This is a genomic window from Acinetobacter bereziniae LMG 1003 = CIP 70.12 (assembly GCF_000368925.1).
Classification (GTDB): domain Bacteria; phylum Pseudomonadota; class Gammaproteobacteria; order Pseudomonadales; family Moraxellaceae; genus Acinetobacter; species Acinetobacter bereziniae.
On record NZ_KB849756.1, the window covers coordinates 1,753,863 to 1,774,532 of the forward strand.

Genomic DNA, 20,670 nt, shown 5'->3' on the forward strand with positions numbered 1-20,670 from the left:
ACGATGTAATGACACTGAAATTGTTCGCCCATGCGGTGCGTGGGCACTCTTATGTTGGAGATGTATCCCCAGCATTTTTTTCAGAATTGTCTTCTGCATTTTGATCAGATGTGCTTTCAACTTTTGGCAAACGATCTGCAAATTTTTCTAAAAATTTATCATTTGCTTTGAGCTCACCTAAAGCACCAGATTTATCATCCAATTCATACGCTTTCGACAAATAGACTTTTGCTGATTGAGCTATTGCCAAATCTGCATCGCTTGGTTCGTCTTTGCTTTGAATGCTTTTGACTTGTGCTTTGCCTAATGCCACATAAAGCTTGGCTTTGGCTTGGTGTGGCATGTCCAAAACTGCAGGATCTAAGTCTGGATTCAGAATCAGATTTTCGACTTGCTCTAAAACAGAAATATCGACAATTGCATTGGTTTTTAATTGCTTCAAATACACTTCAGCAATGGTTTCCACAACATAAGTTGCTGTATTTCGCTTGAATGCATCTGGCATGATCATGTTGTGACGTAATGCAAACTCTGCTAATAACAATGCTTTTGCATAATCACCGACATCGATACACCAAACCAAAATAGTCATAAAGACTTCATCTTGAATAGATTTATCAGCTTCAAGAATACCTTCGATATAGGGTAGATAATTTGGAAGCAAAGCTGTTTTTAAAACAACTTTCGCATCTTTGGCTTGGATTTGTTTTAGACGTTGACGGTCATTATTGAGTTGCATCATCTGCAACTCATAAGCCGTCATGTCTTGCATCGCACCAAACTCAGCAGCCTTTTCGGCTGCCTCTTTGGCTTGATGTTTTTGGAAGTGTTGACGTGCTAAATTCATAATCACACCAATTCGATTTTTTCAGCCATTGCAGCAAGACCCAAATCTTCAATGTAGTAATCTTCATTTGAAGATTCATAGTTTTCGATTTGGTCACGTTTTGGATTGTCGATAACCGTACGACGACGAGCACCTTCTTGCACATAGATCGAAAGGTTATCGAAAGTCGTCACCAAAATGGCATCTTCTGGGAAGAATGGGACAGCAGCAACAGGTAAATTCCCCATACGTTTTTGACTGATAATGATATCTGCTGCCAATTTTTCTGAGTTTTCTTGTTCTTTGTTTACAATAGGGAAATATTTGTCTGCCAAAGTTTTGCGGTTGCACAGCACGACCAAATCTGGATTATCACGGTGAACTTCATCGATCAACTCATCTGTCATACTCATCACCAATGCATCAACATTGTGATAGTCACCCGTTGCACCAATTGTGATTTTTCCAACGACTTTTCCTGATGACATTACTCGCGCTGGGTTTTCTTCACGCATTTTTTGCAACCAACCTTTATTGACGTCCTGTAGTTTTGGATTGGCCGTAATATTGGTTGTAGTTGCGATAGAGGTACCATTAAAACCGATCATAATACGGTCAAGACCTTGACGTTTTTGAATCTGACCACTAAAACGTGCATAAAAGTCTGGGAACTTTGCCCATTGATCTAATTTCTGATATTTGATGGCTGTATCAAAGTCAGTTTTACGGCAGAAATATGAACGTTCGTCCATCGCAGTTGGATCAGTGGCTTGACGATCTGTTGTATCAGTATTTGTGCGTGATGCAATTGGACGAGAAATACCAAGACCGACAGCCGAACCAGATTGCTCATTGACTAAGAAAATATTAATTTTCTGTAAAAAGGCTGAAGAGAGCTGAATTTTTTCTTCAAGTTTTTGCTGTACAGATGGTTCAACAGTAAATTTTTCAGATACTGTTGTCACACCATTAATAGTTGCTAATTTAACCATTGCAGCTGTATATTTTTGACGTGTAAAAACGCGCATATTTATTCCTCTTTATTCTTATTTATTTGACTAGCAATCGACGGTTTCAGTGAATTTTGAATTTCCTGAAGTTGGACGCTGTTGTTGATCTGACTCGCCATCTAACTTGGTTTTCAATTCATTGAAATCTTTTTGCAGCTGCTCATGTGCTGTGTTCAAGGTGCTGTATTTTTTGTCCAAATCAGTAACGGCTTGACCTTGGTTCGCTGTTTCAGTTGCAATTTCTAGAATCGCTTGTTCTTGCTCAGAAAAAGATTCCGCAGACTTCTGTTCTGATTTTTGTTGTTTTGAAAACAGGTCTTTTACTTTTTTTACTAAGCCTGCGGAAAACGATTGCGACTCTTGAACCTCTTCGAATTCGAAGTCTGTTTCAACAGCAGCAGTAAAGAGATTTTCAGGACGTTGTTTTTTACTTGCCAATGGATTGACTGTCGCACCTGCAGCAAAGGCTAACATTTCAGTTCCCAAAGATGCTGGGCTATCAGTTACTGCTAAACCAACTAAATAAGCAGAACCTTTATTGGCAAAATTTTCATCCACTTCAATTGATGTATAAACTTTTTGTCTTTTTTGGTTGAGATCAATCAGACTTTGTGTTGGTTCGATTTGAGCAAACAATGCATCTTTTTCTTCACCATCAATGGTGATTTTTTCAGTTTTCAGTGCCAAAACATCGCCATATGCACCAAATACGCCATCTGGAAATACTGAACGAAAATGTTCCATGTTGATGCGAGCACCATAAGTATTTGGATCGTAATTTTGAGCCATTTGGACAATCCATTCGGATTTAATTTCACGACCATCAGTGGTATCCCCTGCCACAGCAATACGGGTCCACTTGGATTTATATTTCTTATCTTCTTTGCTCATTTGCAAACCTATTCATAAAAAAAGGGACGGATAAAAATCACGTTTTTGAATAGATGCAGAATGGTGAAAATAGGGATGCATTCGCAATTTGTTTGAGTTGTAAACCGCACCACTACAACTGAATAAGACTGATATATAAAGGCATGACTGCCAATGTTTGCGAAAAAGCAAATGTTATTGGCATGAATGACTTATCCCCCATCGCAAATCTGCACTTGATTATGGACAACAAGCTGAAAGGAAAATTCCTTTATTGGCTTGGTTGGAAAATTGTCGATATTGCAGAAGTACTGGAAGAAAAAGAACGGACAGTTCAGGCATGGAAAACACGTGACGAATGGGAAAAGGAAAAACCTGAAAACCGTGTTGAATGTGCGCTGACTGTACGTTTGATGCAACTCATTTTAAAAAATAAAAAGACCTCAGGTGATCTGAAAGAAATTGATTTTTTGATGCGTCAATACAAGGAATTTGCACGTATTGAAAAATACCGCTTGGATGGATCAGAAGCGGATCTCAATCCCAATATTCAACGTCGAAATACTGCTTCTCGTAAAAAAGTACCGAACCATTTTGATGAAGAACAAATCGAACAGATGGTTTTGGCATTTGAAGAACGGCTGTTTGAGTACCAGTGGACTTGGTACCGTGCAATGGATCAGCGTTCTAGAATGATCCTAAAAAGTCGTCAGATCGGTGCAACATATTATTTTGCATTTGAAGCACTAATCGACGCACTAAAAACAGGTCGAAATCAAATTTTCTTGTCAGCTTCTAAAGCCCAAGCACATATTTTTAAACATTACATTCGAACTTATGCAGAAGAAATCTGCGGTGTTGAACTCACAGGAGATCCGATAGTTCTATCTAATGGTGCCGAACTTCGGTTTTTAGGTACCAACTATAGAACGGCTCAAGGTCATCATGGAAATTTGTATTTTGATGAAATTTTCTGGACTCATGGTTTTGCTGAACTTGAAAAAGTTGCTTCAGCAATGGCAACACATGAGACATGGAGAAAAACATATTTTTCAACACCTTCAACAATCACACATGAAGCCTATGAATTTTGGACAGGTACTCGTTTCAATAAAGGTCGGACTAAAGACCAGCAATTAAAAATTGATGTTAGTCATGATGCTTTAAAAGATGGGCGTGTTTGTGAAGATTTGATGTGGCGTCAGATTGTCACTGTAGAAGATGCAAAGGCAGGCGGATGTGATCTATTTAACATTGAACGACTCAAATTTGAATATGCGCCTGACGATTTTCAAAACTTGTTCATGTGTAAATTTGTCGATGATGGGCAGTCCATGTTTCCGCTTAGCATGTTGCAATGTTGCATGGTGGATACATTTGAAGTTTGGAATGATTTTAAACCACATCATGCAAGAGCTTTTGCAAATAGACCAGTGTGGGTCGGCTATGATCCTGCACGAACAGGTGATAATGCAGGTTTAGTTGTTGTTGCCCCTCCTCTTGTTCCTGGTGGAAAGTTCCGAGTTCTGGAGTGTCATCAATTCAAAGGCGATGATTTTGCACAACAAGCAGAACATATCAAAAATATAACCCTACGTTATAACGTGGTTTATATCGGAATTGATACTACTGGTATGGGCTATGGTGTTGCAGAACTTGTACGCCAGTTTTTCCCTGCATTGACCACATTTAATTATTCGCCAGAAGTTAAATCTAATCTTGTTTATAAAACATTGGATGTCGTCAGAAATGGTCGTCTTGAGTATGACTCAGGCAACAAAGATTTAACTCAGTCATTAATGAGCATTAAAAAAACACTAACTGCTTCACAAAAACAAATCACGTTTACAGCTGGGCGTTCGGATGATGTTGGTCATGCGGATCTCGCGTGGGCACTCATGCATGCAATTTATAACGAACCACTCGCAGGTATTACAGAAACCAATTCTTCAATGATCGAGATTTATTCATGAAACCATTTTCTATTGCAAAAAGCATTTTAAACAATGTGCTGGATTTACGACCTCATCCTAATAGACCAATGCATTCAAATCCTAGAACTGAGGCATTTACATTTGGAGATGCAATACCAATAACTGATGGCCATGATTTATCAAATTATATGGAATGTTGGTTCAATGGCCGTTGGTATGAACCACAAGCCAACTTACATGGTTTATCAAAAACAGTAAAAGGCACACCATATTTAAGTAGTGCGATCAATTTTAAGAAGAATTATTTATCGAATTTATTTATTCCACATCCACATTTGAGTAAAAAAGATTTTGATCAAATCGCTTTAGATATTTTATGGAGTGGTAACTTTTACTTGGAAGATATTCGATCACGTTTGAATAACCGCATTCAGCTTAAAGCTGCTTTGTCGAAATACACACGAGTTGGTGATTTACCTGGTCAATTTTTTTATTTGTCCAATGATCATAATGGTTATGTTGAACATGAATTTATGAATGATCGAGTGTTTCATGTCCGTGAAACAGATATTGATCAAGAAATTTATGGCGTACCTGAATATTTATCAGCATTACAAAGCGCGTGGCTGAATGATTCGGCAACATTATTTCGTCGTAAATATTATAACAATGGATCTCATACAGGATTTATTCTTTATGTGAATGACCCAGCTTCAAATCCGAATGACATTACTGCACTTAGAACAGCACTGAAAGAAAGTAAAGGACCTGGGAACTTTCGCAACCTGTTCTATTACAGCCCAAATGGCAAGAAGGATGGTATTCAAGTCATTCCCACATCTGAGATTGCTGCAAAGGATGATTTTGTTAGCATCAAAGGAACCAGTCGTGATGACATGCTTGCATCTATGCGAGTTTACCCACAGCTTTTGGGGATCATTCCATCAAATGCTGGTGGCTTTGGTGATATCAAATCCGCATCGGAAGCATATAATTTTAATGAAGGTGGACCATTGAAAGCTAAGATGCTTCAGCTCAATGAATTGGTTGGTGATGAAGTCATTAAGTTTAAAGAGTTTGAGCTGATAACTACAAAGTAACCATCATTTATGAATAAAGCCTGCGAAATGCAGGCTTTTTTTGTATTTATTGAAAAACCCAAGTTATTGAGAATCATTGTCATTTATGTGACTTACACAGGCGCAGCCGCGCAGTTGCCCCACCCCACCTGCACACTCTAAATAGGTCAGTTTTACTACAGCAACAAGCTAAACGAGAAAATAGCCAAAGGTTTATTGTTATTAGAGTGTTTCAAGTCTTTTTGAATTTTTCAAATACTGCATTTCACTGCAAATTATGCATTTGCATTTCTGACAAGCAGACAAATATTTCACCGCAAAATCTTACGAACATTGAGGATACCGAGAACATTGTAAAAGGTTAAAAATTGAGTCTTTTGGATGACCTAGCAATAATTTGAGGTAATAAAGTAATTTATATAAGTAAGCTGTTGAAATTAAAATGAAATATTTATTACTTTTTTAAGTAATTTTTTGTAATTTTTGAAGTAATATTTTATAAGTGTTTGATTTTATTAATGCATGTATTAAAGATAAATCACAAATTTATACAGTATTAAATTACTTGTTTATTACTTAAATATTACTTTTGAAAAAACACATAAAATATTGAATATTAATAATTAAATTAAGAAAATTACTTTATTACTTAAAATTTTATAGACCGTAAAGGTTTTTTCAAAATAAAGAATAAATCGATTATGTTTATATTTTAAACAAATCAATTTTTGAGAATGGGAATAGATTGGGTATTAAAAATGTATATTCATCAAGTTGGTGCGCTCAGAGAGATTCGAACTCCCGACCCCTTAGTTCGTAGCCAAGTGCTCTATCCAGCTGAGCTATGAGCGCAATACTTGTGTGCCTATGTTAAGGCTTCGTTACTTTTCAAATACTTAGTTAGTTGGTGCGCTCAGAGAGATTCGAACTCCCGACCCCTTAGTTCGTAGCCAAGTGCTCTATCCAGCTGAGCTATGAGCGCAATACTTGTGTGCCTATGTTAAGGCTTCGTTACTTTTCAAATACTTAGTTAGTTGGTGCGCTCAGAGAGATTCGAACTCCCGACCCCTTAGTTCGTAGCCAAGTGCTCTATCCAGCTGAGCTATGAGCGCAATACTTGTGTGCCTATGTTAAGGCTTCGTTACTTTTCAAATACTTAGTTAGTTGGTGCGCTCAGAGAGATTCGAACTCCCGACCCCTTAGTTCGTAGCCAAGTGCTCTATCCAGCTGAGCTATGAGCGCATCATAAGTATTCGTTGGCGGTGAGAGAGGGATTCGAACCCTCGATACAGTTACCCGTATGCATCCTTAGCAGGGATGTGGTTTCAGCCACTCACCCATCTCACCGTAACGAGCCGCCATAATACAAAGTTAAACCCGATTCGGCAAGTGATGATATTAAAAAAAATAGAGAAATTTACTCAATTAAATACTTTTTAAGCGTTTTTCATCATTTTGTTGTTTTTTTATGCTGCAAAATATTCATCATCTTAAAAAACATGCCCAATTTCTAAAAAAACCAAATTAAAAACACAATATTGCAATCAATTACGTGCAGTATTGCACGGTATGTCTTATGCTAATCCTATCTTCTGACTAGAAACCAAATACATCATGAAAAATTGGGTCGATCCTGAAGCCAAAGCTGAAGCTGAGCGTTACGACAATCCCATTCCAAGTCGTACGCTGATCTTAGAAATCATTGAGCAAAAACAAGAAGCATTGTCACATGCCGATCTTGTAGAACTGTTTGAAATTGTCGATCAAAAAAGTATAGATGCTTTAAGCCATCGTTTAAGTGCAATGGTACGTGATGGTCAGTTGATGAAAGATGGTTTTAAATATCAACTCATGGCAGATCAACCGACCCTTGATGCCACAGTTTATGTCAATGCAAAAGGCTTAGGGGTTGCCAGTCTGGATGGTAAAAAAGATGAATACTTGCTACCTGAGCGTGAATTACGCCAAGTCTTTCATGGTGACCGAGTAAAAGTTCAGCAAACCTCTGTAGACCGTAAAGGTAAAGCTTGGGGATATATCACCGAAGTGACTCAACGCCGAGTGAAGCAATTGATTGGTAAAGTTGCAGAATTTGATGGTGAGTACTTTATACAACCTGCCAATCCTAATGCACATCAACCCATTACCTTAGAAAAAGAACTCATTGAGCATGCCAAAGCCAAAGTGGGTGATGCTTTACGTGTAGAAATTGATGATTATCCTACACGGGACGAATTTGCCACAGGTCATGTGATTCAGTCCATGGCGGATAAAGCAGATACTGAAATTATCATCCCACAAACCATTTTAGAATATGGTTTACCTTATGAATTCCCAGAAGAAGTCATCAAAGAGGCTGAAGCTTATAAAGAACCTTCAGCAAAAGATCGACAAGGGCGTATAGATTTACGTGATTTGCCACTAGTCACCATTGATGGTGAAGATGCTCGTGATTTTGATGATGCCGTTTATGCTGAAAAGCGTGCAGGTGGTGGTTATCGTGTAGTCGTGGCTATTGCCGATGTCAGCCATTATGTGCGAATCGGTCAACCTTTAGATGATGAAGCACAAGAGCGCGGTACATCCGTGTATTTCCCTCATTATGTATTGCCCATGTTGCCTGAAGCGTTATCAAATGGATTATGTTCTTTAAATCCACATGTTGACCGTTTATGTATGGTCTGTGATTTAAATCTCAGCCGTGCAGGTCGTGTAACCAAATTTGAATTCTACCCATCGGTGATGCATTCAAAAGCAAGATTGACATACACTCAAGTTGCACAATACTTAGATGGCGACAGCAATTCGATTCCTGAAGATCGTGATGTGCGTAAATCTGTCAATACACTTTACCAATTATATGAAACATTAAAAGGTTTACGTGCACAGCGTCATGCAATGGAATTTGAAACCGTTGAAACGTATATGACCTTTGATGAATTAGGTGGAATTAAAGAGATTTTACCGCGCACTCGAAATGTTGCACACAAACTGATTGAAGAATGTATGTTGCTCGCCAACGTTGCCGCAGCAGAATATTGTCTAAAAAATGATGTACCAATGTTATACCGCGTACATGAGGCACCAGAGTTTTCTCGAATTCAGAAAGTCAAAGACTTCGTCAAGTTACTTGGTCTTAAATTTCCTGATCAGCCGACACAGGCGGACTATCAAGCTGTTATTGAAGCGACCAAAGATCGTATTGATGCGCCAAGTATCCATGCAGTGTTGTTACGTTCAATGATGCAAGCTTATTATGGACCAAAAAATGTAGGTCACTATGGTTTGGCTTATGAAGCATATACTCATTTTACCTCACCAATTCGTCGCTACCCTGACCTGCTCTTACATCGTGCGATTAAAGCCAGTTTAACCAACAAAAAGTATCCACTTTCAGGTGCGGCGTTAGAAGATGCAGGTGAACATTTCTCTGCAACTGAACGTCGTGCAGATGAAGCTTCTCGTTCTGTCACCTCATGGTTGAAATGTCACTATATGCAACAGCATTTGGGTGAAGAGTTTGTTGGTGTAATCAGCGCAACGGCTGAGTTTGGATTATTCATCACCTTAAAAGACTTGTATGTCGATGGTATGGTGCATGTCAGCCAGCTAGGCGATGATTATTTTGTTTACGATCAAATGAGCCAAACTTTAATTGGACAAAATCGTGGACAAGTTTTTGGTCTAGGTGATGAGGTGAAGATTAAGGTTGCTGGCGTCAATCTGGATGAGCGTAAGATTGATTTTGAGTTGTTGCAACAACTGTCTCATGCAGGTCGTGCGATTCGCAGTCGTGCTCCACGTGTTGCAAAACCAACAGCAAAAGAAGAAGTTTTCTCTGAGCGTCCAAACAAAGCTAAATCTGAATCTGATCGTTCAAATGTCAGTGAAGATGGAGAACGCCCCATTCGAAAGAAAAAAGCCAAAGGAAAACCCAGCTCTTACAGTAAAAAATCTGGAAAAAGTACTTCAACAAAGTCTGAAACAAAGACTAAAGATAAAGTGAAGAAAAAGGTAAAAAAGAAAAAGTCGAATGCGAAAGCAAAAGATGAATAATTTTTTAGGAAGCCTTACTTTGTAAGGCTTCTTTTGATTAATTGAGTCACTTTATCATTCAAAATATGCAAAATAAAAATATAAAATCTATTGTTTGTTTGATCTATATTTATATGCTCGTCAGTGCGATCTGGGTTAAATCAAATGCAAGCTTTTTACTTAACCCTAAGTTAGATATTGCATTATTGGTGCTTTGTGCAGTACTCACGATAATTGCTACAATTTTAATTTATGTTTTTAGAAAAAATATCAAACAAATTGATCCTTTAAATATAATTTATGATCCAGAAAAAGCTTTTAATTTATTATGGTTACCCCTACTTATTTTCTTTTTTATTGATTGCCAAGTTTCTGGAATTGTTCCTATAGCATATACCTCACTTTTGGGAGAACAGAAACTGATAAATGTTCAAACACATACCATTTATAAATCAAATCGCCGTAATTTTTTCACGTGTAATTATCAATTGGGTATCAATGATCATTCTAATGAATTTCTAAATCTCTGCATTTCAGAAGATTTCTATAACAAATTTAAGGATCAGCAAGAAATTCCGACTCAACTTATTGTCGTTGAGTCACCATTAGGCTCTTTAATTACTCACATTAAAGTATTTAGTCACGGATGATTCCATTCGTTAAAATTGAAATGTTCAATATGCGTTTACTCTATAATTATTAAATAAGAATAGCCCAAGAAGCAAAGTTATGAAAATTAAAACCACCATGTCACTTGCAACACTGTTACTCAGCTGTGTAGCTTCTGCTGAAACCATCACCTTTAAAACTCAAACGATTCCTTCAAAATACACAAACTTTTCAGGAACTATTCCTTTTATCCAAGGCAAAGGCTTTGAAAAAATCAATCAACAGATCCAGCAAGAACTTTTAGCAGATGAAACATCTCGAATTGATTTTAGTTCAGAGCAGGTTTATCAAAATCACGATTATTTAAGTATTCATATCCATTTAGAGATTGAAGGTGGTCGAAGTTATTATCGTGAAAAATACTATGTGATCGATTTAAAAAAGAAACAATTCGTGACTTTGCCACAATTACTCAAAAAATATCAATTGTCCGCAAGCCAAATTTCAAGTGAAATTGCCAAACAACTTGATCCATGTATTGAGCAACAAAAATCAGCAATCGCTGAGACTTGTGACAGCGCAGATCTGCAATATCTATATCGAGACTATGCAGAAGATCGAAAGATCATTGATCTAAAAAAAGCAGATGGTTTTTATCTGAACAAAGATATTTTAGGCATTAGTTTCGATGCTGGACCGTTTTCTGTACCTTTTGAATACAACATCAAAACCAAACAGTTAGACTAAGCACTGTGTTAATTTTATTGTTATACCTTGATTTCGCCACTTAAAAGCCCTACATCTATCTATAACTTTAGAATTGATATGGCATAAAGCATATGACATTAGAAAAGGCAACTTTGCCTATCCCCCAATTTGATCAAATCACCCTAGATCAACTTCAACACAATATTGAACAAGCCATTCAAAATGGTCAAAACTTTTTAAATGAATTGACTCAAGTTCCTGAAACGATTCAGCAACAACTTACCGTGATTGAAACGGTAGATACACTTGAAAACAATATGAGTGAATCTTGGGGAATTTTGTCACACCTCAATGCGGTCATGAACAATGCCGAAACACGCGAAGTGTATCAAGCCTTATTACCAAGCCTCAGCGAATACTACACTCAGCTTGGTCAACATGTTGCTTTGTTCCAGACTTATCAAAATGTCTATGACAACTCAATTTTTGCTGACTTATCAGCAGCTCAACAGAGTGCAATTAAACTCGCGCTTCGAGACTTTAAGCTTTCAGGTGTCGCTTTAGAAGGTCAAGCCAAAAAACGCTATGCTGAAATTTCAGCACGTCTATCACAACTCTCGTCAGACTTTTCAAATCATGTTTTAGACTCGACCCAAGCATATAGTAAAGTTTTAACGACAGAACAGTTAAAAGGTTTACCGCAAAGTAGCATCGAATTGCTCAAACAATATGGACAGCAACGTGAGTTAGACCAACCTGTTGCTACTTTAGATATTCCATCCTATTTGGCGATCATGACCTATGCTGATGATCGGGCTTTACGTGAAGAGCTTTACCATGCCTACGTAACACGTGCATCTGATCAAGCAATTGACACACAGTTTGACAATGCGCCGGTCATGGTTGAAATCCTGAGCTTACGTCAGGAAATGGCAAAGCTTTTAGGTTTTGACAATTATGCTGAATATTCACTTGCATCAAAAATGGCACCCGATGTTGCCACTGTAGATCAATTTCTTGTGGATTTAGCAGAACATGCGCGCACTCCAGCATTAAAAGAAGTTGATGAACTCAAAGCCATCGCCCAACAAGATGGTATCGATGAACTGAAAGCCTGGGACAGTACCTATTATTCTGAGAAACTTAAAGTTCAACAGTTCAATCTTTCTCAAGAAGATTTAAAACCTTACTTTCCTGCACCTAAAGTCATTCAAGGCTTATTCAATATTGTAAAACGCTTGTATGGTATCCAAGTGATTGAGCGTGAAGCTCCACTTTGGCATAAAGATGCACACTACTATGAGCTAGAAGATCAAGGGACTGTAATAGGTGGATTCTATTTTGACCTTTATGCCCGCAATGGTAAACGTGGTGGTGCATGGATGAGTGGCTTCCGGTCACGTATGCAAACCGAAACAGGTTTACAAAAACCAATTTGCTATATGGTTGGAAATTTCACCCCTCCTGTAGGTAATCAACCTGCGTTATTAACACATGATGAAGTGAATACCTTATTCCATGAGTTTGGTCATGGCTTACATCACATGTTAACCGAAGTGGATAATATCGCAGTTGCAGGAACACACGGTGTGGCTTGGGATGCAGTTGAATTACCAAGTCAATTTATGGAGTTTTGGACTTGGGACCGTGAAAGTTTAGCTTTAATCAGTGAACATATCGAATCTAAAGATACACTGCCCGATCACCTGCTTAAAGCATTGTTGGATGCACGTTTCTTCCAATCAGGTATGCAAACGTTACGTCAAATCGAATTTGCTTTATTTGACTTAACCATTCACAAGCTCACTCCTGCACTGAATGCAGAACAGATCCAAGCGACTTTAGATGATATTCGACATAAATATGCAGTGTTAGCGACTGCACCTTATAACCGTTTCCAAAATGGGTTCAGTCATATTTTTGCAGGAGGTTATGCTGCAGGCTATTATTCCTACAAATGGGCTGAAGTTTTAGCCAGTGATGCTTTTGACCGTTTTGAAAATGAAGGTGTTTTTAACACCCAGACTGGTCAAGAATTTCGTAAGGCAATTCTTGCAGTTGGCGGAAAAGATACAGCACTTGACGCATTTATCAATTTCCGTGGTCGTGAGCCAAAAATAGATGCATTATTGCGTCATCAAGGTTGGACTAATAGCTAAAAAAACGCTTAAACTAACGGTCAAAATTGTTTAAAGTGTGGTGGGTGTATGAATATTAAACGTCGTTTCATTGCTGGTGCAAAATGTCCGAAATGTGAAGCGATGGATCGTATTGTAATGCTCACCCAAGGCGATGCTGAATGGATTGAATGCATCGAGTGTGGTTACTCTGAAAATCGCCCTACTCATGTAGATGCGCCTGAAGAGCCAGCCATACCTGATGAAATTGGGGTGATTCAATTCAAGCCTCGCTCTTCAAAATAAATTGGATCTTATAAAATGTATGTAGAAGAAAGAAATAATTCAAAATTAATGTGGATCATTGCAGGTGGCTTAATAGCGGTTATTTTATTAATTGCAGGTTTTTTCTGGTTGAATCATTCATCTGAAACGGCACAAAATAATGAGCAAATTCATCAAACTGCACCTACCAAAAAAGTACCAGAAACTGCTCCAGTTACCGCACAGCCCGCTGAGCAAAGCGCTTCTGCAGCCAATGTGGAATTAGTCAATGAAACGATTTTAAAAGATAAAGTCCCAGAGAATGCCAGTTTGGCAAAAGAGGAAGTTGCCAAGTTAGAAGACATTCAAAAACAATTGGATGATCAACAGCAGAACCTCACCTCTCAACATGCGGATGCAGATCAATTGATTAAGTTGAAAGAAGAGCAAATTAAAATATTAGAACAACAACTTGCTACTCAAAAGCAATAAAGCGGTGGATTCATAAAAACCTAAACAAACACACTGTTTAGGCTTTTTTATGGTCAATAAAATACATTTAAAGTGAGTCGAGTGACTGTTTATTTCGTTTGCCCCATTGAATCGGTTTTTGCATCATTTGTGCCAATAAAATTCCACACAATGTCAGACCACCACCAACCAAATGGAAAACTTGCAGCTGTTCTCCGAGCAACGCCACTGCAATTAAAGCAGTAAAAATCGGCAATAAATTCATAAAAATACTATTCTTATTCGGTCCTAAATGCCTTACCCCCTCAATCCATAAATAAGACAACAAAATAGACGAGAAAATGCTGGCATATAAAATTAAAGGAATGGTGTGTTGATTCAACTGCATTTGAGAAGCAGGTAAAAAAATGGAAAAAGGTAAAACATATAGGATTGCAAAAGTAGACATCACAAAATTTGCTTGCCAAGCAGGGATCGGCATTTTCCAACGCTTTAACAGAACACCATATAGCGCATAACCGATTGATGCAATAAGCATCAAGGCATCACCAAGATGCATACGTTGAGTAAACACCTGAGCAATATGTCCATGACTCAATAAGTACAAAATACCATAAAAAGATAATAAGCCCCCGATCACCAAACCATAACTCATCTGATCTTTTAAAATCCAAGTACTTAAAATAATTGTCAATAAGGGAATCAGCGCTGTGACAATCGACATATTGGTTGCAGTCGTGGTAGCAGCAGCCTGATAAGATAAAAACTGAAATAATGAGACTGATAGAAAGCCACCTAAAGCCAAGTGCTTCCAGTATTGAGCAATGACTTTACGATTTTTCCATGTCGGAATCAGAACAAAAGTACTCATCACAGCCAATGCAAAGACCAATCGATAAAATGTAATCGCTATCGGTGAAATCGCATGACTCGCCATTTTGGACACAATGACATTTCCAGCCCAAAACAAAATGGCAAACAAGGGATAGAAATATGCTTTTTGGAACATAAGCTTCTGCCTATACAGAAAGAAGCAATCATGTTAAAAAATATTGATTTCGGGCTTGTACGACAAAATGATAAAAATTATCGAGAAAAGGACATTTTATTTATGATAGGCACAGGGTCATGTTGAAAATAAAACCAAACATTCAAATATGGGGGTAGGTCGTTGGGCAATAATTACGATCATGGATTTTTAGATTATCCTGTATATGCATTTACAGAAAACTATAGTCACGGTCATGTAGAAGATTGGCACAGCCATGATCGAGTTCAGCTCATTCATACGCTTACGGGTGTAATTCGAGTACAAACCACAGAGGGAACTTGGGTTACACCTCCTGGACGTGGTGTATGGATTCCTGCCTATCAGCTTCATGCCTTACACATCAGTGGTGATGTACAAGCCTATGGCGTATTTATCGAGCCTGATGCACGTGATCAATTGGTGAATCATTGTCGTGTCGTGAGTATTTCTCCCCTGCTCAAAGAGTTGATTCGTCATGCCATGCAGATTCAAAGCCCAATTCAGCCACACAGTCGAGAGCAGCGATTACTTGAGTTGATTTTAGATGAAGTGGCTCTACTAAATGTACTGCCTTTTAATTTGCCCGAACCGCAAAATATTAAACTGCAAAAACTCTGCGTTGCTATTAAAAATGATCTGGCTCAGGATTGGAGCTTAGCACATGCCGCAGCACTTTTGCATATCAGCCCCAAAACCCTTACACGACATTTTCAAAAAGAAACCCAAATGCATTTTAGTCATTGGGTTCGCCAAGCCCGCTTGATGCAAGCAATGATTGATCTCGCAATGAATAAGTCAATTTTCAATGTTGCTTTAGATTTAGGTTATGACAGTGCAAGTGCTTTTAGTGCCATGTTTAAACGAGAGACCAGTTTAACGCCCAGTGAATATATTCAACAATTTCAGTCTGACTCACTCTAAACACGGTCATCAAGTTTTAGCACAATCATCGACATATCGACTACAGCTATTTATAAATGTTCGCTTTAACTTTTTTGCTCAAATATATCAGCACTTAAAAGCTGTAATTTCTCCACATAATACATACCATCAAAAAAAGCGCCCTAAGGCGCTTTTTAATTGTGGTCATTACTTCGCACTATACCAATCAAATAGATTAAATAAGTAAGGTGCATAGGTCACGATCATTAAGGCAGAGAACAAGACCACGATTGGTAAGATCCAACGCTCATAACGATAATAGAAGCTGGTATATTTTGCTTTCGCTTCAGCGTCAGCGGCGGCGACTTCAGCATCGCCCACAGAGAGCCTCGTCAGCAAATGATTCAGTGCAACTGGTGGCGTCACATAACCGAACTCGAATGCAACCAATACAATCATCCAGAAGTGGATTGGATGGATACCATTATCAAATGCAACTGGCGCAATCGTTGCAGCAACAAGAATCACCGCACCGAATGGATCTGTTGTCATCCCGATCATTGCAAGCAATAACGCCATAAAGCCAAGCGTTACCAAGATACTGCCCAGATGCGTTGGAACCATGGTCACGATTTCGCTACGCTCAATCAAACCACCCACACTTGCAGACAATGCCATCAGGATAATCAGTGCACCAATATGTCCTACACTCTCAGAGGTCGCAAAACGAATCGCACTGCGGAAACCACGCTTAGTTTCTGCGGTATCTCCATGCTCACGTAAGTACTCTGAATTCTTTTCATGTTCCAGTGCAAGTGCTTTATTTGGATTTTCCGGAATTGGTAATTTATTGCCAAATAATTTATCAAACAAAATAAATGCCAACAGCATGATTGGAAGAATAACAGGTGCAGTAAACTCATCCATTTGCGTGTCTAAACCGAACTTATAGAAGCCGATCACAACTGCAACAATCAAAATATATGGGATCACAGGTAAAAATGCGCGCAACATACCTGGAACTGCAACTTTTGGTGAGTTAATGCGGAATTTATTCTCTGCAAGGAACAATGACACCCCGAGGAAAATAAATGCAGTTAACCAGAATACATAGATACCGTGATCAAATAATTCATCAGAAGTGACATGGCGGCTATCAAGCATCGAAATTAAAATCACCAACAGACATGGACGTAATACCACACCCAATGAACCTGACATTGCTGAAACAGCCAATGCATATTGACGGCGTGCACCAGAATTCCATACTTCTTTATAGATGATCGCACCCGCGGCAACAACGAAGATACCCGATGCGCCAGTATAGGCTGTAGGAATTGCAGCACCAATCAAAATGATCCAAGTCAATGTTTCTGGCGCCAAGTTCCAAGGGCGTAAAATCGCCAAGAACAAGTCCATGACTCGGGTTTGAGTCAGTAACATCCCCGCCCAAATGAACAGCGCTAAGTTCAGGAAGATATTAGAGAACTCAGTCAATAAGCCAAGGTAAATCCCTTGTCCCATTGGATAGTCCATAAAGAATGTAAAGGCAATACCCGTTACAATCGCCATGAAGGCATATAAAGGAATGCTGAGCAGTGCTAGTCCAAAATTCCCACCTTCTTCGGCTGCTTCAGGTGTGCGGAATAATTTATACAGGCTAATCACGGTGAGGACGGTAAATAGAATCATCCACAACCAGTAGACACCGATGGTTTCCAGTGTAGATTCTACACCTGAGTTTTGTACGGAACGATACTGGCTAATTACCGAGAAACTGAGCAATGCATTACCAAGCACCATTGCAACGTTATAAACTTTAAAATCAAGTTTGGTTCGTGCAGGGCGTAAACCAATATGATGCATTTTTAATGATGCTGTGATTGCAGCAATCACCACCATCAAAATTAAAATCAGGACGCGATGTTCAGAGCCCCATTTCAATATCCAGAAAAAGCCCGTTTCCATTGAACGATAAGTACGAATGGATGGATGATCTTCCATATGCTTCATTGACTTATCATAGAACGCATATTTTTGTTCACAATCAGTCTGGGCTGAAACAAATGACGCTCGGACATCTGCCTCAGGTGTTAACCCGAAAAACGCAGCATCAGGATCACTGGCTTCCTGTTGCATTTTTTCTTTTACCAGCTTATCGATGTCTAGATTGCGATCACATGAAGGTTGTTTTGGTTCGGCACGTAAAAAGGAATATTGCATTCCTATTTTTTCGTCTCCATACAGGCGTTCGCCTAAACGGAGCATTTGCCCATGGATCATATCCCCTGTCCCAATAATCAAGGTCAGCAGGAGTAGAATAAGGATGGAAAAGGTTGAGAACCACTCATTCCAGAGATAACTGAGTAGACCTAATCCCGATCTATTATTTACAGGTTCTTGCATTGTTATTCCAGTTTTAAAACCACTATGCAATTGCTTGCATAACTTATCTTTATTATTAGGTCAGAGGTAAAATCCTTTACCAATACCCATTCCTATCGGTACATCTTAAATTTGCCGTAATTTTCCTAGAAAAAACATGACAAAGATTAATTTTTTTGGCGACCTTTTTGTCAACTCACCTCTAAATTTATAATTTAATATGAGAAAAAATCAGTGTTTATCTATTATTCTTACTAAAATACGCTGAATGCCTGAAGAATCAAGAACAAAAGCAGATCAAAATTAATCAATTGTAAGAAGTTAATATTTTTGTCTCCCCTTATAATATTACTTATTCTTTAAAACATTAAAATGAAAAACCAAAGTTAAAATTGAACAAATACTGCCAAAAATGACACCTAGTAAATGAGCCTGCGTCAATACAGGATGACCAATCAATTGTTCTGTTTGTAGAGCGCCAAAGCGATATTCCCAAGCTATTTTTCCAAGGATGAGTAAGAGTAGCAATACAGCAAATTTACGTTCATACGGTTGTTGCAAACTTACAATTGCACCAAAAATAAATAAACCATGCAAAACACCTGACAAGCCTGCATAAGCGAAAATCTGAGGATAAAACAGGTAAAAACAAAGACTGAGTAAAGGTGATAAAACCAGCAATAATAAGATTAAGACTTTTTGTTGAATGTTGGGAAATAGCAAAGGGAGACATGCCAAAGCCAACACATTTAAGCCATAATGAATCCATCCCACATGTACCCAATGCCCTGTCCACCAACGCCAAGGTTGAGTCAGAAATAAGTCTGATTGATAAATCAAGGCATTTTGAAAAAGCTGAAGAACTGCAAAAAAAGTGATGCTTAAACCAATAAACCAAAAATTCTCATTATGCTTCTGTTGGACCATGCGACACCATAAAAAAGAAGAGCTATTGCTCTTCTTTGATTCTAACCAATCTATTCATTAGAAAGAAAATGAATATTATGGATTATTTGCGGGTTCTTCTGTAGATGGAGCAGGATCTTCTGTTGGCGCAGGTAAGTCATTGAATAACTCGTCATCACCAGAAGAAGCTTGTTCATCCCAGAAAGTAGACATACCATCATCTGGCGCACGTACACCTGTATTTTCAGTCCAGTAACGATCTGCGATACCTTGGATCATCTGACCTGCCATACCATCTAACAATCTAAATTCAGGGTTAACAGGCTTATCATCAGCACGAGATGCAGCATAAGCTTTTAACGCAGATCGCAATTTTGCGTCATCACCGCTGGCTTGAGCAGCCACAGCATTCATTGCAAATGCCAAACGAACGCCTTTTTGTTCTGCAATTTGCATAGATTGTTGTAAGGTTTGTGTCGGATCTGGCTTACCATCTCCTGCACCTGGTAACAATATCCAAATTACAGCACGGGTCGCCATTGGCGCACCCCAGAATTTGTTATTGTCTAAACAAGTCATACCACGTTCAACAATTGCAGCAATATCTTTAGGCACATTCACTGCACCGCCAGAGTTAATATCATTGGTCATAGCCTGCAAGCCACTCAATAAACCAATGAGATAGATTGTTTGATCTAAGTCCTTACGCATGGTTGTACAAGAGTCACCCAAGGTATATTTATATTTGGCTTGCCAACGTTCTGCAAATAACTGATAACCCGTGTATTGGCGTTCTGCTGCCAATGCTGCCCAGCGCTTTTGTTCTACACGCGCATCTTGCGCTTCTGTGACTTTACCGTCTTTGGAAGCACGTAAATATCTGAGTTCAGCATCCAAGGCGCGATTTTCTGCACACATTCCCGCAGCGGAATAGAGTAATACTGCCATACGGGTTGGATCTGCCCCCATATCTTTAGTTGCCATGATTGCTGGAGTTAATGCATTGCCAGAATTACAAGCCATATCAGTATCATTTCCCGCCAAAATTGGTGGAACGATATGCTTTTCACTAAATCCAAGTGCAACATTGGCACCTGATTTAACGACATATGAGCATCCTGATAATACAGACGAAGCAATCACAGCGGTCAGCATCAATTGACCAAATTTACGGGCCTTAGACATACTCCTGTCCTCTATATAATTGTGTTTATATCCTTTTTAAATAACAATATCAGATGCATTCTCTGAATAAAAGAGTAATTGCTCTAATTCTATCTGAACAATTTGACAGACTTCGTTGTGTATTCAATTGACCTGATCTTTTTTTTATAGAAATTTTAGGCAAAAAAAAGTAGCATTGCGACGGTTCAGCACATGCTACTTATTAAAAGGTAAACTCTATTGAGAGAGCTTATTGGTTTTAAACTTACTCGCGTTAACTTTGTTATCGTGAGCCTTTTCAATCTGTTCCCTCAGCATAGTTCCTAGTCTTCCAAATATAATTGCAAGCATGATTGCAACCACTAAGAACCAAAACGTAT

At 38.6% G+C, this 20,670-nt stretch carries 16 protein-coding genes and 5 tRNA genes; 9 read left to right on the forward strand and 12 right to left on the reverse strand.

The features are described 5' to 3' along the window. Nucleotides 1–49: 49 nt before the first annotated feature. Genes gpM through F938_RS18080 form a run of 3 tightly spaced genes read right to left on the reverse strand, consistent with a single transcriptional unit; the run spans nt 50 to nt 2,727 of the window. On the reverse strand, nt 50–847 hold the full coding sequence (gene gpM / locus F938_RS18070; RefSeq protein WP_005034089.1) for a phage terminase small subunit: 798 nt from the start codon (nt 845–847) through the stop codon (nt 50–52). A gap of 2 nt (nt 848–849) precedes the next feature. Then, complete coding sequence (locus F938_RS18075) at nt 850–1,854, reverse strand: phage major capsid protein, P2 family (RefSeq protein WP_005034091.1); 1,005 nt, start codon at nt 1,852–1,854, stop codon at nt 850–852. Between the two features lie 30 nt (nt 1,855–1,884). After that, a complete protein-coding gene (locus tag F938_RS18080; protein ID WP_005034094.1) occupies nt 1,885–2,727 on the reverse strand; it encodes a GPO family capsid scaffolding protein in 843 nt (280 codons plus the stop codon). Nucleotides 2,728–2,909: 182 nt separating this feature from the next. Between F938_RS18080 and F938_RS18085 the strand changes: the two genes are divergently transcribed. Together F938_RS18085 and F938_RS18090 are read left to right on the forward strand one after the other, a co-directional pair. After that, nucleotides 2,910–4,679 carry a terminase large subunit domain-containing protein gene (locus F938_RS18085; protein WP_034715510.1) on the forward strand — a complete coding sequence of 590 codons (1,770 nt, stop codon included), beginning with the start codon at nt 2,910–2,912 and terminating at the stop codon, nt 4,677–4,679. Continuing rightward, nucleotides 4,676–5,740, forward strand: coding sequence for a phage portal protein (locus F938_RS18090; protein WP_005034098.1), 1,065 nt, complete (start codon nt 4,676–4,678; stop codon nt 5,738–5,740). The genes F938_RS18085 and F938_RS18090 overlap by 4 nt, the downstream gene beginning before the upstream one ends. A 754-nt stretch (nt 5,741–6,494) precedes the next feature. Here F938_RS18090 and F938_RS18095 read toward each other — a convergent pair. From F938_RS18095 to F938_RS18115, 5 genes are all read right to left on the reverse strand, one after another. Beyond that, nucleotides 6,495–6,571, reverse strand: a tRNA-Arg gene (locus tag F938_RS18095). Between the two features lie 53 nt (nt 6,572–6,624). Further along, nucleotides 6,625–6,701 (reverse strand) — tRNA-Arg (locus F938_RS18100). Nucleotides 6,702–6,754: 53 nt separating this feature from the next. Further along, nucleotides 6,755–6,831, reverse strand: a tRNA-Arg gene (locus F938_RS18105). Nucleotides 6,832–6,884: 53 nt separating this feature from the next. Further along, nucleotides 6,885–6,961 (reverse strand) — tRNA-Arg (locus F938_RS18110). A gap of 15 nt (nt 6,962–6,976) precedes the next feature. Further along, nucleotides 6,977–7,066, reverse strand: a tRNA-Ser gene (locus tag F938_RS18115). A 264-nt stretch (nt 7,067–7,330) separates the two neighbouring features. On the opposite strand from F938_RS18115, the gene rnr reads away from it, so the two are divergent. From rnr to F938_RS18145, 6 genes are all read left to right on the forward strand, one after another. Further along, nucleotides 7,331–9,775 (forward strand): ribonuclease R, encoded by a 2,445-nt coding sequence (rnr, locus tag F938_RS18120; RefSeq protein WP_026040254.1) that lies wholly within the window; start codon nt 7,331–7,333, stop codon nt 9,773–9,775. Between the two features lie 65 nt (nt 9,776–9,840). Then, the gene (locus F938_RS18125) at nt 9,841–10,404 is read left to right on the forward strand and encodes a hypothetical protein (RefSeq protein ID WP_005034104.1); all 564 of its coding nucleotides are present in this window, start codon (nt 9,841–9,843) and stop codon (nt 10,402–10,404) included. Nucleotides 10,405–10,483: 79 nt separating this feature from the next. After that, nucleotides 10,484–11,110, forward strand: coding sequence for a hypothetical protein (locus F938_RS18130; RefSeq protein WP_005034106.1), 627 nt, complete (start codon nt 10,484–10,486; stop codon nt 11,108–11,110). 92 nt (nt 11,111–11,202) lie between these two features. After that, complete coding sequence (locus F938_RS18135; RefSeq protein ID WP_005034109.1) at nt 11,203–13,230, forward strand: M3 family metallopeptidase; 2,028 nt, start codon at nt 11,203–11,205, stop codon at nt 13,228–13,230. A gap of 54 nt (nt 13,231–13,284) precedes the next feature. Beyond that, complete coding sequence (locus F938_RS18140; RefSeq protein WP_171064900.1) at nt 13,285–13,494, forward strand: YheV family putative zinc ribbon protein; 210 nt, start codon at nt 13,285–13,287, stop codon at nt 13,492–13,494. 15 nt (nt 13,495–13,509) lie between these two features. After that, the gene (locus tag F938_RS18145) at nt 13,510–13,944 is read left to right on the forward strand and encodes a hypothetical protein (protein ID WP_005034111.1); all 435 of its coding nucleotides are present in this window, start codon (nt 13,510–13,512) and stop codon (nt 13,942–13,944) included. Between the two features lie 67 nt (nt 13,945–14,011). Here the strand turns inward: F938_RS18145 and F938_RS18150 are convergent, their stop codons facing one another. Continuing rightward, a complete protein-coding gene (locus F938_RS18150) occupies nt 14,012–14,932 on the reverse strand; it encodes a DMT family transporter (RefSeq protein WP_005034113.1) in 921 nt (306 codons plus the stop codon). A 162-nt stretch (nt 14,933–15,094) separates the two neighbouring features. Here F938_RS18150 and F938_RS18155 point away from each other — a divergent pair, with 162 nt between their 5' ends. Next, nucleotides 15,095–15,874: an AraC family transcriptional regulator gene (locus tag F938_RS18155; RefSeq protein ID WP_005034115.1), complete on the forward strand. Its 780-nt coding sequence runs from the start codon at nt 15,095–15,097 to the stop codon at nt 15,872–15,874. Between the two features lie 168 nt (nt 15,875–16,042). Here F938_RS18155 and F938_RS18160 read toward each other — a convergent pair whose 3' ends face one another. From F938_RS18160 to F938_RS18170, 3 genes are all read right to left on the reverse strand, one after another. Then, nucleotides 16,043–18,241: a TRAP transporter large permease subunit gene (locus F938_RS18160; protein WP_005034117.1), complete on the reverse strand. Its 2,199-nt coding sequence runs from the start codon at nt 18,239–18,241 to the stop codon at nt 16,043–16,045. Between the two features lie 327 nt (nt 18,242–18,568). Beyond that, the gene (gene rrtA, locus F938_RS18165; protein WP_005034118.1) at nt 18,569–19,147 is read right to left on the reverse strand and encodes a rhombosortase; all 579 of its coding nucleotides are present in this window, start codon (nt 19,145–19,147) and stop codon (nt 18,569–18,571) included. A 75-nt stretch (nt 19,148–19,222) separates the two neighbouring features. Then, nucleotides 19,223–20,311 (reverse strand): hypothetical protein, encoded by a 1,089-nt coding sequence (locus F938_RS18170; protein ID WP_005034120.1) that lies wholly within the window; start codon nt 20,309–20,311, stop codon nt 19,223–19,225. Nucleotides 20,312–20,670: the final 359 nt, after the last annotated feature.

What these genes read in the sequence shown, in the direction of transcription:
- F938_RS18075 (WP_005034091.1), bottom strand. Translation starts at nt 1,854, where the DNA reads ATGCGCGTTTTTACACGTCAAAAATATACAGCTGCAATGGTTAAATTA.
- F938_RS18170 (WP_005034120.1), bottom strand. Translation starts at nt 20,311, where the DNA reads ATGTCTAAGGCCCGTAAATTTGGTCAATTGATGCTGACCGCTGTGATT.
- F938_RS18080 (WP_005034094.1), bottom strand. Translation starts at nt 2,727, where the DNA reads ATGAGCAAAGAAGATAAGAAATATAAATCCAAGTGGACCCGTATTGCT.
- gpM (WP_005034089.1), bottom strand. Translation starts at nt 847, where the DNA reads ATGAATTTAGCACGTCAACACTTCCAAAAACATCAAGCCAAAGAGGCA.
- F938_RS18085 (WP_034715510.1), top strand. Translation starts at nt 2,910, where the DNA reads ATGAATGACTTATCCCCCATCGCAAATCTGCACTTGATTATGGACAAC.
- F938_RS18135 (WP_005034109.1), top strand. Translation starts at nt 11,203, where the DNA reads ATGACATTAGAAAAGGCAACTTTGCCTATCCCCCAATTTGATCAAATC.
- rrtA (WP_005034118.1), bottom strand. Translation starts at nt 19,147, where the DNA reads ATGGTCCAACAGAAGCATAATGAGAATTTTTGGTTTATTGGTTTAAGC.
- F938_RS18160 (WP_005034117.1), bottom strand. Translation starts at nt 18,241, where the DNA reads ATGCAAGAACCTGTAAATAATAGATCGGGATTAGGTCTACTCAGTTAT.
- F938_RS18090 (WP_005034098.1), top strand. Translation starts at nt 4,676, where the DNA reads ATGAAACCATTTTCTATTGCAAAAAGCATTTTAAACAATGTGCTGGAT.
- F938_RS18130 (WP_005034106.1), top strand. Translation starts at nt 10,484, where the DNA reads ATGAAAATTAAAACCACCATGTCACTTGCAACACTGTTACTCAGCTGT.
- F938_RS18145 (WP_005034111.1), top strand. Translation starts at nt 13,510, where the DNA reads ATGTATGTAGAAGAAAGAAATAATTCAAAATTAATGTGGATCATTGCA.
- F938_RS18125 (WP_005034104.1), top strand. Translation starts at nt 9,841, where the DNA reads ATGCAAAATAAAAATATAAAATCTATTGTTTGTTTGATCTATATTTAT.
- F938_RS18150 (WP_005034113.1), bottom strand. Translation starts at nt 14,932, where the DNA reads ATGTTCCAAAAAGCATATTTCTATCCCTTGTTTGCCATTTTGTTTTGG.